Origin of the sequence: Alteromonas sp. KC3 (genome assembly GCF_016756315.1) — a bacterium.
Taxonomy (GTDB): Bacteria; Pseudomonadota; Gammaproteobacteria; order Enterobacterales; family Alteromonadaceae; genus Alteromonas.
This window is the reverse complement of sequence record NZ_AP024235.1, coordinates 2,427,036-2,442,040: the sequence shown is the minus strand read 5'-3', so window position 1 is coordinate 2,442,040 and position 15,005 is coordinate 2,427,036. Positions and strand designations below refer to the sequence as shown.

Below are 15,005 nucleotides of genomic sequence, written 5' to 3'. Positions count from 1 at the left end.
TCGCTTAACGCTCCTTTTTTTCGAAATTGGTCAGTACCGTCAAACTGCGAGGACGGGATGTGATCACAAGTTTGTCACTTTCATAAATCTCACCGTCGACGGCGTAGGGGGTAACACTGTCGAAGTGCAGTGTTATTTCGCTACCTTGCTTATGCTGAATTGAGTCACTTTGCTTTTTTGCCTGTGCGGGGCTAAGCACAAGCTCTGCAAGCGAAAGAAACTGTCTATCTGAATTCGTTTGCGGTGTTAGCCATGTTAAATCGAGCTTTCCGTCAGTGATATCGGGGGGCTCAGAACCCTGGGCAAGTGCTGTTGTCATCGGCGCGGCATTGGCAATAACTAAACTTGGGGTTTCTAATGTTGTTTGCTGTTCATCGTCTATAGTCATAGAGAAAGCCATATTTTCGTTGTTGGATATGGCATTCCAAAGGCCTTTTAGGTAGGCAAACTGACCGCCCATATTCTTTTGTTCACGGTCTGCTGCAGAAATCATTTTTTCCTCAAAGCCTACAGCTGCAACCAGTAACATGACGTGGTCGTTACATGTTGCTGTATCGATAGCCATGGTATCGCCCGCTATAATGACATCACACGCGGTACTGATAGGCATTACCTTGCTCAAGTAACCATGCAGCACTTGGCTTAGCGCATTTGCGGTGCCGAAGGGAATTATACCCATCACCACATCACTATTTATCAATGCACTTGCAACTTCAGTTAGCGTGCCGTCACCGCCACACGCTACAACAATTTTTGCCCCTTTATTACGCGCTTCTTCGGCAAGTGTTTTACCATTGATATCTGGCGTGGTTTCTTTCACTGTAACGCTAAACTTTTCATTAAGCCTTGAAAGTACTTCGTCTCTATATTCATCCCACTTTCCACCGCCTGCAACAGGGTTCACAATGAGGGTTAATTTTTGTTGCAAAGACAGTAGACCACCTTCTTTTACTTTCTCAAGTGCCGCCAATTGGCGCTTGTTGAGTCTAGCGGTTTGGCGAATATCATTAATTTGAGAAAGTGCTTCATTTACTGAAAGGCTAGGTTTTTTCGCGAGTAAAAATGCGGCCACGACTAACACAGAACGCCCACGCCCTAACGCACAATGCACTACAACATTCTTGTTTTCGTCTATTTGCTGTTGTAGCCAGTTTATTGCCATTACAAGTTGCTCTGGCGTGGGACTGGTGTGATCAAGCACAGGAATATTCAGATAGCGGAAGTCTTCTTGGTAAGCGGTCCAATCTAGACCGTCAAATTCGGCCGTGACATCTAAAATGGCATCGATATTATTGTCGTTTAATATTTCTACGTGCTTCGATGACATGCGACATGCCAGAAAAAGCTGAGGCTCAATTTGTTGAAGAGGAGGGACTTTATCAGTTCTTCTTGCATACTCGTTATATAACCAAGAGCCCAACAAAAAAGGAATAAAAATCCACCGAATGTAAAAAGGAATTGACCCATCTTCACGTTTGCGAAATAAGCTTGGATAGTTCAGCAGATAAGCACTGCTTACAGCAATTAAAGAAAATGCGGTCCATGCAAAAAGCACCGCTAATAGCACATTAGGTGCCCACACCGTAAGCAGTAGAGCAATAATAGCGCCAAGCACGTAGTATTTAACCATTTTCACGTAAAACATATCCTTTGCTACTTTCTATATGCTTCTATACGTGTTGTCCTTCATTTCGATTACTTTCATACCCGTCGCACCGCATCAGTGGGAATGTTTCTTAAAATGAACTTACTTAAAATTGGAGACGTACTCCAATTGTATAAACGCGTGCAACATGTTGATTTAAGAATATGTGTATCTGCACGTATTGCTGTTTAAAAGAGTAGGGCTGATGAACCGAAGTACCGTTATCAAAGTAGGCAATTTCGTCTGGTTTCAAACTATCTGGTGGTTAGTTATTCTTTTTCAGAATGACGCGGTAATGCCCGTTATGTTACTGATTTTGGCATGGATATCGGTGTCTCCTAAGCGCCTTGAAGATGCCAAACTGATGGGTACGTTATTCTTACTGGGAACAATAGTTGATGCTGCTTTGACAAACGTAGGGCTTTTTATCTTCAATGAAACAGAAGTCTTATTGCCTGGTTGGCCCATACCTATCTGGCTCAGTCTGCTGTGGGCAGCTTTTGCGGGTACTGTTTATCACAGCATGACGATGTTTCAAGGCCGGGTGTTGTTGGCCGCGGCGGGCGGGGCAATCTTTGCGCCGCTAAGTTATATAGCCGGTGCTAAGTTTGGCGCCGTTGAACTAGGTCTAAGTATGACGTGGGCGTACGCGGCGATAGCAGTAGTTTGGAGCGTAGTATTTCCGTTTAGCTTTTTCTTATCGACAAAACTTGATCGACAGCCAATATAAACGTACTTGCAAGGAGTGTTAATACAATGACAAAAAATGTCTTAGTAACAGGTGGAAATCGTGGTATCGGCTTAGAAGTAGTAAAGGGCCTTTTGCAAGAGGGTTATAAAGTCTTGCTGGCTTGTAGAGACGAAGAGTCTGGTTTAGAGGCCAAAAAGGATATTGTTGGTGGCGACCTTCACGTTATAGAAATGCCGCTAGACAACGAAACCGCGATTGTTGATGCGTTTGTAAGAGCTGAAGCGGTTTTTGGGCCAATAGATATCTTGGTGAACAATGCTGGCGTGCTTGATGATACATACTGGCGCGATGTCAGTGCAGAACAATTCGCCAAATCGATGCAAGTAAACGTGAATGCACCGCTTACGTTGATACAGCAAGCACTACCGCAAATGATCGAGCGCAAATTTGGCCGAGTTATTAATGTGAGTTCTAGTTACGGAAGCTTTAATGATCAGTTACAAGGGCCATTGTGCTACGCCATCTCCAAAGCTGCGTTAAACGCATTAACGGTGAAAATGGCCGCTGTGGTAGACGAAGCTGCTAAAGACGATGATATTGACGTTATGGTAAATAGTATGACGCCAGGTTGGGTTCATACTCGTATGGGGGGGGCTGATGCACCGAAAACACCAGAAGAGGGGGCCGATACCATTATTTGGTTAGCTATGCACAAAAAAGGAGGCCCCAATGGAAAGTTCTTCAAAGACAGAAAAGCAATTAATTGGTAATTTTACAGTGAAAAGCGCTCTCTAAGAAAGCGTGCAATGCCATCTTCATCATGATGACCGATAACTGATGTTGCGGCTTCTTTAATCATTTGCTTCGCGTTAGATGGCGCATAAGCTTCATCAGCAAATTGAAACATGCTGATATCATTGTCGCTATCGCCGAAGCATATAATATTAGTAGCACCCAATTGAGATTTTAGAATTTCAACCGCACTGCCTTTATTCGCTAACTTATGGTGCACGTCCATCCAGCGATACTCTTCGCCTTCTATTGCCGGTCCTGAATAAGCGATAAGGCCTTCTGTAGCGTTTAGCTGCTGATACATCTCATAAATTACTTTGGCATCTCCAATCATGCTTATGTTGGTAATGTGAGCATGAAGCGGGAGGCGTTCTGCACTTTCTAGTACCGCCTTAGTACGCGAAAAATACTTGTCGATGAGTTCACGCTCGACGCGATGCATTGGTGCAGAATGGTAAATAACGTGTTCGTGATTATCACTCGCCAAATCAACGGTGTTGATAAAAGGCGTAATATTGTTTTCCTTTGCACAGGATAAAATAGTATTTACTTCGTTCGGAGCCAGCAAATTTTCGAGAGTAAGTGCCTTGCCAGTTGGGTCCCAAATGGCAACACCATTATTATAGATGTGAGGCAATACAAACGGCGTATCTTGAATAACATGCTGAGCAGAGTGCATGGTTCTACCTGTTGCAACGGTATATGCAATATCATTTTCAGCAAGTAGCCCAAGGGTGTCTTTTGTGTATGACGAAATTTGCGAAGACTTATTGAGTAATGTTCCGTCTAAGTCGAAAAATATAAGGTCCATGATGTGCCCAACCAACTTCAAAAAAAGGGCCAATAGAAACGGCCAGAAAATAAAACGGCAATTAAGCATAATACGCAATTATTGCCGTTTTGTTTACATTCCTTTTATGATGTCGTACCAGAACCAACCGTTATAATCAGTAGTACCGAAAAATGCTCGGTAGATTACTTTTATCTAACCGACTCAACAACATTGCCGGCATGTCTATCTAATACAGTGATCACATCATCAGATGATTGTGATTTGCGCATATTTATCACCATGGCGACTTTGCCGTAGCGTATCGCATGTTTGACTGACTGAATGAGATGGTCTCTATCAGGGCGCAACCCCATCAACCCTGCAATAAATAGCCCTACAAATATTCCTGGACTGATAAGTGCGATATAAGTGAAGAGGACATTTTGCTGCGTAAGTGCAGGGCCAAACTGCGTAAGCAAGAACGCGGCAAACATTCCAAAAAGAAAGCCAACGCTACCAAGCAACAAATGTGAAGACCACAAACTGCGCCCAATTTTATTGCTGCTTTTTTCAAGTTTTTCGCTAAAGTAAGGATCACCCGCATCAATCAATTCGATTTGCGACGGCTCAACCTCAGTATTATCGCGAACAATCTCAACCATTTGTTGAGCACGTTGTTTTGACTCGAAAATAGCAGCCACTTGTAGCTTGTTACTTGAAATAACCGCCCCTCGCAAATTATTGTGATTTGAAAATGTAGTAGACATCTTAGCACCCTAAATATCCGTGTTTGACTCAACGAGAAATACGTTTCTCTAATCTATGGTAAAAGTGTATTCAAGTTACGTTCCGACCCCATTTGGGCACTACAGAATTTGGAAGTATGGCGTATCCCAAGCTCGTTATTTAGTTTTTATGTCATTGAATTTTATAGAGTAGTGGCGGTCATTACACCTGTTTAATCTTCTTTCAACCACCAGCTATTATTAAAAAAGAGGCAATATTTAAAACGACCTTAGTAATAGCAGCTATCCCCCGGACTTACATGGTGTGTGTAATTTACGCATACCTTGCGAAAGCCTTACAGACCCTGCTTTGTATCAATAATGGTGATCATTGTTGAGGTGTTGTCTGTAATCAATAGGGAATTGAAGCGCGATAATGGAGTGTTGCAGTGGAAAAAGTGGGGTTGTGTTATCACTACGGCGACGACAAGCACCTGTCAATAAGCAGAATAAAGTGCGGTAAAAAACGCTTTTATTACCGCTATGCAAGTGGCAGAAAAGTAAATAGTAAGCGTGTGCTCAATCGTATTAAGGGTTTGGCCGTGCCGCCAAACTGGCATGACACGAAAATTAGTAAAGACAGTAAAGCGAGTATTCAAGCAATTGGAATAGATGAAAAGGGACGAAAGCAATACATCTATCATCAACACTGGCATGAGCATCAGCAAGCGGTAAAGTTTTCTCGCTTGTTGGAATTTGGAAAACAGCTTCCTCAGTTTCGGCAGCGCTGCTTGGAGCTGGTTGAAAAAGAGGCATGGAACTACGAGAGGGCTTGCGCGCTGGTTTGTCTTTTACTCGACTACACAGGTGCACGTGTCGGTAACGTACAATACAGCAAGCAGAATAATACGTTTGGACTTACAACCCTACGTCGTAAACATCTTCAAAGTTTTTGTGAAGATGGTGTGGCGCTCTCTTACATTGGTAAGCATGGTAAAACACGTAATCTGAGTATTGACGACCCTGAACTAGCTAAGCTTATTTGCGAAAGTGCGCAGCAACAAGGCTACAGCCTATTTCGATACAAAGATGAGTCATCACGATGGCACGATATAACCAGTGAAGATGTTAATGCGTTTATTCACGACAAAATGAGTGAAGACTTTAGTTGCAAAGATTTTCGAACATGGGCAGCAAGTCGCTTTGCGTTAATGTGCTTAGGTGATACATACCGCGAAATACAAGAGTCAACAAATAAGAAATGGCAGAGCACATTAAGTAAACGCGTTGCTGCTGAAATAGGAAACACGCCCAGCGTCTGTCGCCAGTATTACATTCACCCGAAGCTATTATGTTTGGATGACGCCCCTCAACAGCTTCAAGATACGCTTTCCAAAATCGACTCATTTTCTCTTGATGCCGAATACAACCTTGAGGCTCTTTCACCTGTTGAAAAGGTTCTTATGGACATTATTTCGCCTCAATGAGTTAAATAATGCTTTCTTTTTCAAAATGATTTTAAAAGCACTTACTTTGCATAAAATATAGTTCTTTGTACCGTTTTAATTGTGTTTCACGAATCTTTTGGTTGTGCCTTTGTTATTGATATCAATATAAAATATTTTAATTTAAACGCCGTTTCTTCGTGTGAAACAAGAATGGTTAATAATTCGTATTAAAGCGGTTTAAGACCTGTTTGAACAATAATTGAACTTGAAATAAATTATAAAACCTTTATATTGTTAGAGCTCTAATGATTATTGCTCTACTTAAATAGTGCTTATTATATGAAGTTCTGTGAAGAGATAAGAGCTTGCATGACGGATTCGTGAGATCAGTCGTGTGTACATTTAAGAACGCTTGAATGTCGAGAACAGTAATCGTTACTACTATGAGCAAAAGAGGATTAGTTCTACGTTATGCCATTAGAAAGTTACTTGTCGCTATCGGTTTATTTTATAGCGATGCTTGGGATAGGTCTTTTCGCCTACCGCCAGTCCACAAGTGATATTTCGGGTTATATTTTGGGCGGCCGACAAGTAGGTCCGCACGTCACCGCGCTATCAGCTGGCGCGTCAGATATGTCTGGTTGGATGTTGATGGGGCTACCAGGTGCAATGTTCGTATCGGGGTTTGATGCGGTATACATTGCGATAGGCTTAGTGGCTGGTGCCCTTGCCAATTATTTATTAGTAGCGCCAAAACTGCGTGTTTACACTGAAATCGCAGATGACGCACTTACGGTACCTGAATTTTTTGCAAAACGATTCAATACGCCAAATGCTAGTTTACGCATAGTGTCAGCTGCCATCATCGTTATGTTTTTTACGCTGTATACATCTGCAGGGCTGGTAGCAGGCGGGAAGTTGTTTGAAAGCGCATTTTCAGTTGATTACCAGTTGGGGCTTTTCATCACACTCGGTGTAGTTGTTTCTTATACCTTGTTAGGTGGCTTTCTTGCGGTAAGTCTTACTGACTTTGTACAAGGCTGCATTATGTTTATCGCGCTTGTTCTGGTTCCTATCGTTGCCTTCAGTGAGTTCGATAGTGTGACCCAAATGACGTCGGCAGCGTATAAATCCGTGCCGAGTTTTTCAGAATCGTTAGAAACACTAACGGTTGTAGGTTTACTGTCGAGTTTGGGGTGGGGCCTTGGGTATTTTGGTCAGCCTCACATTATTGTTCGATTTATGGCGATACGTTCAGTGAATGCTGTCAGTACGGCCCGAAATATCGGTATGTCGTGGATGACTGTGACTATTATTGGCGCGTTAGCGACAGGCTTTGTTGGTATTGCATACGCTAATCAATTTAATTTGGCAGTGGATGATCCAGAAACAATATTTATCGTTTTTTCACAATTATTGTTTCACCCGCTCATTAGCGGTTTTCTAATGGCAGCTATTTTGGCAGCCATAATGAGTACGATTTCGTCACAATTGTTAGTGAGTGCAAGTTCACTTACGGAAGACATTTATCGTGTAGTGACGAAAAAAGAAGTAAGCGAAAAGCAAACAGTGACCATCGGTCGTTACGGCGTAGCAGGCGTTGCAATTGTAGCTCTGCTACTGGCGTTGGATGCCTCTAACACGATTTTGTCACTGGTCAGTAATGCGTGGGCTGGATTTGGCGCAGCATTCGGGCCGTTAGTACTCTTTTGTTTATATAAGAAGGATCTTACCGCAAAAGCGGCACTTGCAGGGATGATGGGCGGTGCAATCACCGTTTTATTTTGGATTTACGCTCCGGTGCTTGATGGCGGTGAAACGTTGAGCAGCGTGGTATATGAAATTATTCCTGGTTTTGCAGTGAGCACATTGTTGCTTTATGGGGTAAGTCGATTGGATGAAAGCCCTTCATTAAGTGTTCAACAAACATTTATGCAAGCCAGTAAAGAATTAGCGAATCAACAATCTTAAGGTTTAAAAGTTTATTATGAGTAACCCTAATTGGAAACGTGTAGTGATAAAGGTAGGTAGTGCACTGATATCGCCCAATCAACAAGGGTGCAGTAGTCATTATCTATTGAGTATTGCTCAATTTATCGTACGTTGCAGAGCGAATGGTACCCAAGTGGTGTTAGTTTCTTCTGGTTCGGTAGCTGCAGGCGCACACCTGTTTCCAGAGCAAGAAAAATCAGACATAGCGGTTAAAAAAGCAATGGCTGCCGCAGGTCAGACTGAAATGATAGCGACGTGGGATAGACTGTTTGATTTTCCTTCGGCGCAGATGCTACTTACACACGCGGACTTGCGTGATCGTGAGCGTTACGTAAGTATTCGCGAAACAATTTTCAGTCTGTTGGATAACAATATCCTACCTATCGTTAATGAGAACGATACGGTAACAACCGATAAATTAAAGGTTGGAGACAACGATAACTTGTCTGCAATGGTGGCATCGGCCGCAGAAGCAGACGCACTGATTATCTGTTCAGACATCGATGGACTGTACGACAAGAATCCGCATGAACATGATGATGCGACCTTGCTGAAAACAGTAGATCACATTGATGAGTCTATATATGCCATGGCAGGTGGTGCAGTGAAAGGTGGTGTGGGTACTGGTGGTATGCGCACTAAAATAGAAGCGGCTGAAAAAGCTGTTTCGCATGGTATAGACACATATATTATTAACGGCTTTACTGAGCTGTCGTTTAATATGCTGCTAAATGGTGAAAACCCAGGCACGCACTTCAAGCCCCACGCGAAACCGATGCAAGAAAATGTGCATTGGATGCGACATACGTCGAACGCGCAGGGCGAGGTAATTGTAGAAGGTGACTTCGATGCCTCACTCGACAGCAATGCAGACCAACTTACCAGTAGCGAGATCGTTGACGTAAAAGGTGAGTTTTCGGTAGGCGATACCATTTTGGTTCGTAAAGAAGATGGAACCAAGTTAGTGAAAGCTAAATCGAATTACAGTAGCTGTTTATTGAATTTTATTGCTAATCAGGAAAATGAAGAGTTCGCCAACGAATTCGAAGAGAAAACAGGACCGATTATTTCTGATCAGCACATAGCAAATCTGGAGAAAGAATGAGTATTATTACAGAGTTAGCACAACAGGCAAAACAAGCTGCACGTACATTGGCTATTTTAAGTGAAAGCCAAAAAAACGCGGTGTTAACTGACATGGCGGCAGCTATTCGCGCAAACAAAGACAAAATCATTGCGGTTAATGAGAAAGAAGTAGCACGAGCAAAAGAAAACAACCTTGATGCTGCCATGGTAGACCGCTTGATTTTGAACGACGAGCGTATTGAATCTATGGCCGAAGGTATCGAAGTTATTGTTGAACTTGACGATCCGGTTGGTAAAGAGCGTGTTATTGGCACTCGCCCTAATGGGATAGAAATTAAGAAGATGCGTATTCCATTAGGGGTTGTGTGTATGATTTATGAAGCACGACCTAATGTTACCGCAGACGCTGGCGCGCTGTGTTTCAAGTCTGGTAATGCGGTTATTTTACGTGGTGGTAAAGAAGCGTTAGACACAAGTTTAGCGATTGCTGAGCTTATGCAGGATGTACTTGAAAAGCACAATCTACCAAAAGCATTGGTCACTGTAGTGCCAAATCCAGATCGCACACTAATGCAAGAGCTTATGGAGCAACGCGATTACATTGACGTAATTATTCCGCGCGGTGGCGAAGGGTTAATTAACTACGTTACCGATAACGCGAAGGTGCCGGTTATCCAGCACTTTAAAGGTGTGTGTCACTTGTATGTAGACCAAGACGCTGACCTTGATAAGGCAATGGGTTTATTACTTAACGGTAAAACGCAACGCACAGGTGTATGTAACGCCCTTGAAGGGTTAGTGGTTCATTCTGCTGTTGCAGGTGATTTCCTTCCTAAAGTAGCTGAGGCGTTTAAAGAGAAAGGCGTTAAGGTACATGTAAATGAAAAGGGCAGTGCCTATTTCACTGATGCTGACATCATCGCGGAAGACGCTTACGGTGAAGAGTATCTAGGGCTTGAAATTGCTATTCGCGTTGTTGATGACTTCGATGCCGCAATCGATCATATTGCGCAATTTGGTAGTAACCATACCGAAGTTATTTGTACCGAAGACGCAGAAAAGGGCAAATTGTTCCAGCGTGCTGTTGACGCAAGTGTGGTAATGGTTAACGCGTCATCGCGTTTTTCTGACGGTAGCCAACTTGGACTCGGTGCAGAAATTGGTATTGCCACAACCAAGTTACATGCGTATGGCCCAATGGGACTCGAGTCGCTGACATCTGAGAAATATTTAGTCAATGGCGAAGGTCAAATTCGCGAATAACGTGATTGGCTTATAAATGAGGCTGCACACTAATTACCCGGTCTAACTGGTCGGGATTGTGCCTCAAGTCTTCATGCTTCATAATGCAAAGCGCTGACAGTAGTCGGCGCTTTTTTATGTTTTATCATAAGTTTATTGTTACGCATCACTAACAATAACTGCACTTCGCAACAAGATGGAGCCGACATGGAGATAGTGATAGACCCAGCGCAGTTGTGGCAACAACTCATTGCATTTGCCAATGAGTATAAGCTGCTCACATCTTTGGTGCTTTTGGTCATTCTGCACTACATCAAGAAAGGCATTTTGCGCCTTATCAAACGGCGAAGTTCTCGTCGCGGTGAAGACCGCCGCAATCAAATAAACATCCTCGAACAGCTCGGCAACGCATTCATTATTATTTTGTTGATGATGGTGTGGTCGTCAGAAATTCAAACCTTAGCTATCTCTATTGCGGCGTTCATGGTAGCAATTGTACTGGCCACCAGAGAATTTATTCAGTGCTTTATGGGGTTCATTTACTATTTGGGGGCAAGGCCTTTCAGGGTAGGTGATTGGATCCAAATGAACAACGTGATTGGTGAAGTGGTTGAAATGGACTGGGCCAAAACCGCGTTGCTAGAAGTTGATGCAGAGACATTCAATTACACAGGTAAGCACGTATATGTGCCAAATAGCCAATTGGTGACCCAGACGGTAAGAAACTTAAACTTTATGCGTCGCTACCGATTACATTCGTTTGAAATTGTGAACGAGCCAACCGTTAATGCTTATAGCTTGTTACCTGCCTTCCATGCAAGAGCACAAGCCCATTGTGAGTATTTTCGTGATGTGGCAGAGCGCTATAAAGGCTTGATAGAACGCCACTTAGAACAAGAGTTTATTCGAATCGATCCTGAAGTAGAAATAAAGACCAACGAACTTGCCAAAGTGGTAGTTAAAGTTAGTCTGTTTTGCCCAACTGCTGAGGCTCACGAGTTAGAGCACAAAATGTGTTCCGATTGGCTAAGCCTATGGTTTAAAGCAATGAAAGAAGAGCAAAAGCAGATTGAATCGCAACAGGTTGACCAATCAGCAGCGCAACTTCCTCACAGTGTTACAGCCAGCAATAGTAGCCTTTAAACATTGCAGGCCCAGCGGCGATTGCTGGTAAAGTGACTTTGCAAAAATGCCATTTGGTCAGCCAGTATTCGCCTGTTCATAAGGTAAAAGCGTTCATAAACGTTGGGTCTAAATGGTACGGCAAGCAATGGCATGTTTGCTTCTTCTGGGGTTTTTGCGCCTTTGGCGTGATTACAGCGCTGACAAGCCGTTGCTACATTCGTCCACGTATCTTTGCCACCTCGTGAGCGGGGAATAATGTGGTCGCGAGTTAATTGTTTTGGCGTGAATTGATGGCCACAGTACAAACAAAGGTAACTGTCTCTTCGAAACAGATATCGATTGGTAAGTGCCACTTTGCCAGAAAGATCAGTTACCTTGCCATCACACGCGATTATGCTCGACAGTGTAAGTTGGCTTTGAAGGCCCTGATGATTCCAGCCACCTTTCAAGGTAATAGCATCACTGCCTAGCTCAAACAATACCTTATCTTGGCTATAGAGCTTTGCAGCTTGTTCAACATCTATCCACTCTTGTGGCATGCCTGCTTTATTTAATCGAAGTACCAACATGGTAACCCCCTTAGCACACTTATTTTTAGACGTTCTTTTTGACTTGTTTTCGCTTTTGTTTACTTGTGAAAAGTGAAGACGACTTGTTTCCTTTTTGTTCTAGCATACGCTTTTTTGTGTCAGTATGATGAAAATATAGTCAATAATTGAAATTTCACAGATATTTCATATAGTCATGGTGCGATAGAGCATTACGATAAAACACCCAATAACACGACAAATTCTTCGCGGGGCTGCATTTGACCATGGTATTAATTCCACTTCATGGCTATACTATGCGCCGCGTTTAAAAGCGATAAATAAAGATTGAAATTAAAGGACAAATAGTGACTCCTATTACTAAATCATTTCAGTATGGACAGCATACTGTAACTCTAGAGACGGGTGTAATTGCTCGTCAGGCAACAGCTGCGGTTCTTGCGAGCATGGACGACACGTCTGTACTGGTAACAGTAGTTGGTAAAAAAGAAGCCAAAGCAGATCAAGACTTCTTCCCACTAACTGTTAACTACCAAGAAAAAGCGTACGCTGCGGGTAAAATCCCAGGTGGTTTCTTCAAGCGTGAAGGTCGTCCATCTGAAGGCGAAACCTTGATTGCACGTCTTATCGACCGTCCAATCCGCCCTTTATTCCCAGAAGGTTTCAAAAACGAAGTACAGGTTGTTGTTACTGTAATGTCTGCTAACCCAGATATCCCTACAGACATCATCTCTATGATTGGTACTTCTGCAGCCCTTGCTATTTCTGGTATTCCATTCAACGGCCCAATTGGTGCGGCACGTGTTGGTTTCAGCAACGGCGAATACATTCTAAATACACGCAACGAAGAGCAAGCTGAAAGCGAACTTGACCTTGTTGTTGCGGGTACAGAAGGCGCAGTACTTATGGTTGAATCAGAAGCAAGCGTGCTTTCTGAAGATACTATGCTAGGTGCGGTTATGTTCGGTCACGAGCAAATGCAAACAGTAGTTAACGCGGTCAACGAATTTGCAGCCGAAGTTGGCACTGAGAAGTGGGACTGGGCGCCAGAAGCAGAAAACACTGCACTTAAAGATAAAGTTAAAGCACTAGCTGAAGCAGAAATGACTGCGGCTTACCAGATTTCTGACAAGTTGGAGCGTAAAGACGCGGTAACTGCAGCAACTGAAAAAGCTCTTGAAGCTATCCTTGCTGAAGACGAAGATCAAGACAAGAAAGAAGTTCTAGACCTTCTTCATGACCTTGAGTCTGACGTAGTACGTTCACGCATTCTATCTGGAGCGCCACGTATTGATGGTCGTGACCCAGCAATGATTCGTGCACTAGACGTAGCGACAGGTATTCTTCCGCGTACTCACGGTTCTGCACTATTCACTCGTGGTGAAACGCAGGCACTTGTAGCTGCTACGCTTGGTACAGAGCGTGACGCACAGATGATTGACGAGCTTCAAGGTAAGCGCGACAGCCGTTTCATGCTTCACTACAACTTCCCTCCATACTGTGTTGGTGAAACCGGTATGATTGGTTCGCCTAAGCGTCGTGAAATTGGTCACGGTCGTCTAGCGAAGCGTGGTATTCAAGCAGTAATGCCAAGTGAAGAAGAATTCCCGTATGTAGTTCGTGTGGTTTCTGAAATCACAGAATCAAACGGTTCTTCATCAATGGCCTCTGTTTGTGGTACTTCACTAGCGCTTATGGATGCAGGTGTACCAATTAAAGCGTCTGTTGCGGGTATCGCAATGGGTCTTGTTAAGAGCGACGACAATTTTGTTGTACTTTCAGACATCCTTGGTGACGAAGATCACCTTGGCGACATGGACTTCAAAGTAGCAGGTACTACCGAAGGTATTACTGCACTTCAAATGGACATCAAGATTGAAGGTATCACTAAAGAAATCATGCAAATTGCGCTTAAACAAGCAAAAGAAGCACGTTTGCACATTCTTAAGACCATGGACGAAGCCATTGGCGGTCACCGTGAAGAGCTAAGTGAATTTGCGCCACGCATCTACACAATGAAGATTGACCAAGACAAGATCCGTGACGTTATCGGTAAAGGCGGCGCGATGATCCGTCAAATTACTGAAGAGTCTGACACTAACATTGAGATTGAAGACGACGGTACTATCAAAATCTTCGCGACAGAGCGTGCGAAAGCAGACATCGCTATTAGCAAGATTGAGCAAGTAACGGCTGAAATTGAAGTCGGTAAGACTTACAACGGTAAGATTACACGTATTGTAGACTTCGGTGCGTTTGTAGAAGTACTTCCAGGTAAAGAGGGTCTTGTTCACATTTCACAAATCGCTCACGAGCGTGTGAACAAAGTAACTGACTACCTAGAAGAAGGCCAAATGGTTGACGTTAAGGTTATGGAAATTGATCGCCAAAACCGTGTACGTTTAAGCATTAAAGAGCTTCTAGAAAAGCCTGCGCCTAAGTCTGACGACGCAGAATAATGGCAATTAGGTTTTAAACCTAGTTAGTCACATATAAGTAAAAAGGGAGCTTGGCTCCCTTTTTTCGTTTTTGGGTTTAAAGAAATAATAACGGGTTGGGTTTTACCCGTTTACCCACACTTTTAAGCCATAACGAAAGCGCTTTTTAAGAGGTAATTAATAATGGATAAGCAAACGCAAACTGAAGTAGAAGCCGCGGTATTCCGCCGTTTAGTAGAGCACTTAGACGCGAACAAAGACGTTCAGAACATCGACCTGATGATTTTGGCGGATTTCTGCCGTAACTGCTTGGCAAAATGGTATTCTGCGGCTGCAAGCGAGCAGGGCGCCGATATAGACTACGAGGCTGCACGCGAAGTGGTATACAAAATGCCGTATTCAGAATGGAAAGAAAAGCACCAGCTTCCTGCCACTGACGAGCAGCTTGAAAAGCTTGCTGCTAGACAGAAAAAGTAACAGTTGCTATGTGTTTAAGAAGCC

Annotated in this window: 13 protein-coding genes; 9 read left to right on the top strand and 4 right to left on the bottom strand. The window is 43.3% G+C overall.

Translation table 11 applies throughout. The features are described from left to right. Positions 1-4: 4 nt before the first annotated feature. Positions 5-1,636, bottom strand: coding sequence for a diacylglycerol kinase family protein (locus JN178_RS10950; protein WP_202266036.1), 1,632 nt, complete (start codon positions 1,634-1,636; stop codon positions 5-7). A gap of 214 nt (positions 1,637-1,850) precedes the next feature. Here JN178_RS10950 and JN178_RS10945 point away from each other — a divergent pair, with 214 nt between their 5' ends. Both JN178_RS10945 and JN178_RS10940 read left to right on the top strand, forming a co-directional pair. Then, positions 1,851-2,375 carry a DUF2878 domain-containing protein gene (locus JN178_RS10945; protein ID WP_202261610.1) on the top strand — a complete coding sequence of 175 codons (525 nt, stop codon included), beginning with the start codon at positions 1,851-1,853 and terminating at the stop codon, positions 2,373-2,375. 26 nt (positions 2,376-2,401) lie between these two features. Further along, positions 2,402-3,106, top strand: coding sequence for an SDR family NAD(P)-dependent oxidoreductase (locus JN178_RS10940; RefSeq protein ID WP_202261609.1), 705 nt, complete (start codon positions 2,402-2,404; stop codon positions 3,104-3,106). A 2-nt stretch (positions 3,107-3,108) separates the two neighbouring features. Here JN178_RS10940 and JN178_RS10935 read toward each other — a convergent pair whose 3' ends face one another. Then, entirely contained in the window at positions 3,109-3,939 is an 831-nt protein-coding gene (locus tag JN178_RS10935) for an HAD family hydrolase (protein ID WP_159625720.1), read from the bottom strand. Positions 3,940-4,109: 170 nt separating this feature from the next. Further along, on the bottom strand, positions 4,110-4,667 hold the full coding sequence (locus JN178_RS10930) for a hypothetical protein (RefSeq protein WP_202261608.1): 558 nt from the start codon (positions 4,665-4,667) through the stop codon (positions 4,110-4,112). A gap of 407 nt (positions 4,668-5,074) precedes the next feature. Between JN178_RS10930 and JN178_RS10925 the strand changes: the two genes are divergently transcribed. From JN178_RS10925 to JN178_RS10905, 5 genes are all read left to right on the top strand, one after another. Next, the gene (locus JN178_RS10925; protein ID WP_202261607.1) at positions 5,075-6,112 is read left to right on the top strand and encodes a DNA topoisomerase IB; all 1,038 of its coding nucleotides are present in this window, start codon (positions 5,075-5,077) and stop codon (positions 6,110-6,112) included. 432 nt (positions 6,113-6,544) lie between these two features. Next, entirely contained in the window at positions 6,545-8,044 is a 1,500-nt protein-coding gene (gene putP / locus JN178_RS10920; protein WP_202261606.1) for a sodium/proline symporter PutP, read from the top strand. A gap of 16 nt (positions 8,045-8,060) precedes the next feature. Then, entirely contained in the window at positions 8,061-9,170 is a 1,110-nt protein-coding gene (gene proB, locus JN178_RS10915) for a glutamate 5-kinase (protein ID WP_202261605.1), read from the top strand. Then, the gene (locus JN178_RS10910) at positions 9,167-10,414 is read left to right on the top strand and encodes a glutamate-5-semialdehyde dehydrogenase (RefSeq protein ID WP_202261604.1); all 1,248 of its coding nucleotides are present in this window, start codon (positions 9,167-9,169) and stop codon (positions 10,412-10,414) included. The genes proB and JN178_RS10910 overlap by 4 nt, the downstream gene beginning before the upstream one ends. Positions 10,415-10,600: 186 nt before the next feature. Beyond that, the gene (locus JN178_RS10905; protein WP_202261603.1) at positions 10,601-11,536 is read left to right on the top strand and encodes a mechanosensitive ion channel family protein; all 936 of its coding nucleotides are present in this window, start codon (positions 10,601-10,603) and stop codon (positions 11,534-11,536) included. Here JN178_RS10905 and JN178_RS10900 read toward each other — a convergent pair. Beyond that, positions 11,533-12,087 (bottom strand): HNH endonuclease, encoded by a 555-nt coding sequence (locus JN178_RS10900; RefSeq protein WP_202261602.1) that lies wholly within the window; start codon positions 12,085-12,087, stop codon positions 11,533-11,535. The two genes, JN178_RS10905 and JN178_RS10900, sit on opposite strands and share 4 nt — an antisense overlap. A 326-nt stretch (positions 12,088-12,413) precedes the next feature. Between JN178_RS10900 and pnp the strand changes: the two genes are divergently transcribed. Together pnp and JN178_RS10890 are read left to right on the top strand one after the other, a co-directional pair. Continuing rightward, the gene (gene pnp / locus JN178_RS10895; RefSeq protein WP_202261601.1) at positions 12,414-14,525 is read left to right on the top strand and encodes a polyribonucleotide nucleotidyltransferase; all 2,112 of its coding nucleotides are present in this window, start codon (positions 12,414-12,416) and stop codon (positions 14,523-14,525) included. 162 nt (positions 14,526-14,687) lie between these two features. Then, the gene (locus tag JN178_RS10890) at positions 14,688-14,981 is read left to right on the top strand and encodes a DUF1244 domain-containing protein (RefSeq protein WP_061485818.1); all 294 of its coding nucleotides are present in this window, start codon (positions 14,688-14,690) and stop codon (positions 14,979-14,981) included. The last annotated feature ends 24 nt before the right edge of the window (positions 14,982-15,005 follow it).

Coding starts and splice junctions, on each gene's coding strand:
- JN178_RS10935 (WP_159625720.1), bottom strand. CDS start 3,939: ATGGACCTTATATTTTTCGACTTAGACGGAACATTACTCAATAAGTCT.
- JN178_RS10890 (WP_061485818.1), top strand. CDS start 14,688: ATGGATAAGCAAACGCAAACTGAAGTAGAAGCCGCGGTATTCCGCCGT.
- JN178_RS10910 (WP_202261604.1), top strand. CDS start 9,167: ATGAGTATTATTACAGAGTTAGCACAACAGGCAAAACAAGCTGCACGT.
- JN178_RS10945 (WP_202261610.1), top strand. CDS start 1,851: ATGAACCGAAGTACCGTTATCAAAGTAGGCAATTTCGTCTGGTTTCAA.
- JN178_RS10940 (WP_202261609.1), top strand. CDS start 2,402: ATGACAAAAAATGTCTTAGTAACAGGTGGAAATCGTGGTATCGGCTTA.
- JN178_RS10905 (WP_202261603.1), top strand. CDS start 10,601: ATGGAGATAGTGATAGACCCAGCGCAGTTGTGGCAACAACTCATTGCA.
- putP (WP_202261606.1), top strand. CDS start 6,545: ATGCCATTAGAAAGTTACTTGTCGCTATCGGTTTATTTTATAGCGATG.
- JN178_RS10930 (WP_202261608.1), bottom strand. CDS start 4,667: ATGTCTACTACATTTTCAAATCACAATAATTTGCGAGGGGCGGTTATT.
- JN178_RS10900 (WP_202261602.1), bottom strand. CDS start 12,087: ATGTTGGTACTTCGATTAAATAAAGCAGGCATGCCACAAGAGTGGATA.
- proB (WP_202261605.1), top strand. CDS start 8,061: ATGAGTAACCCTAATTGGAAACGTGTAGTGATAAAGGTAGGTAGTGCA.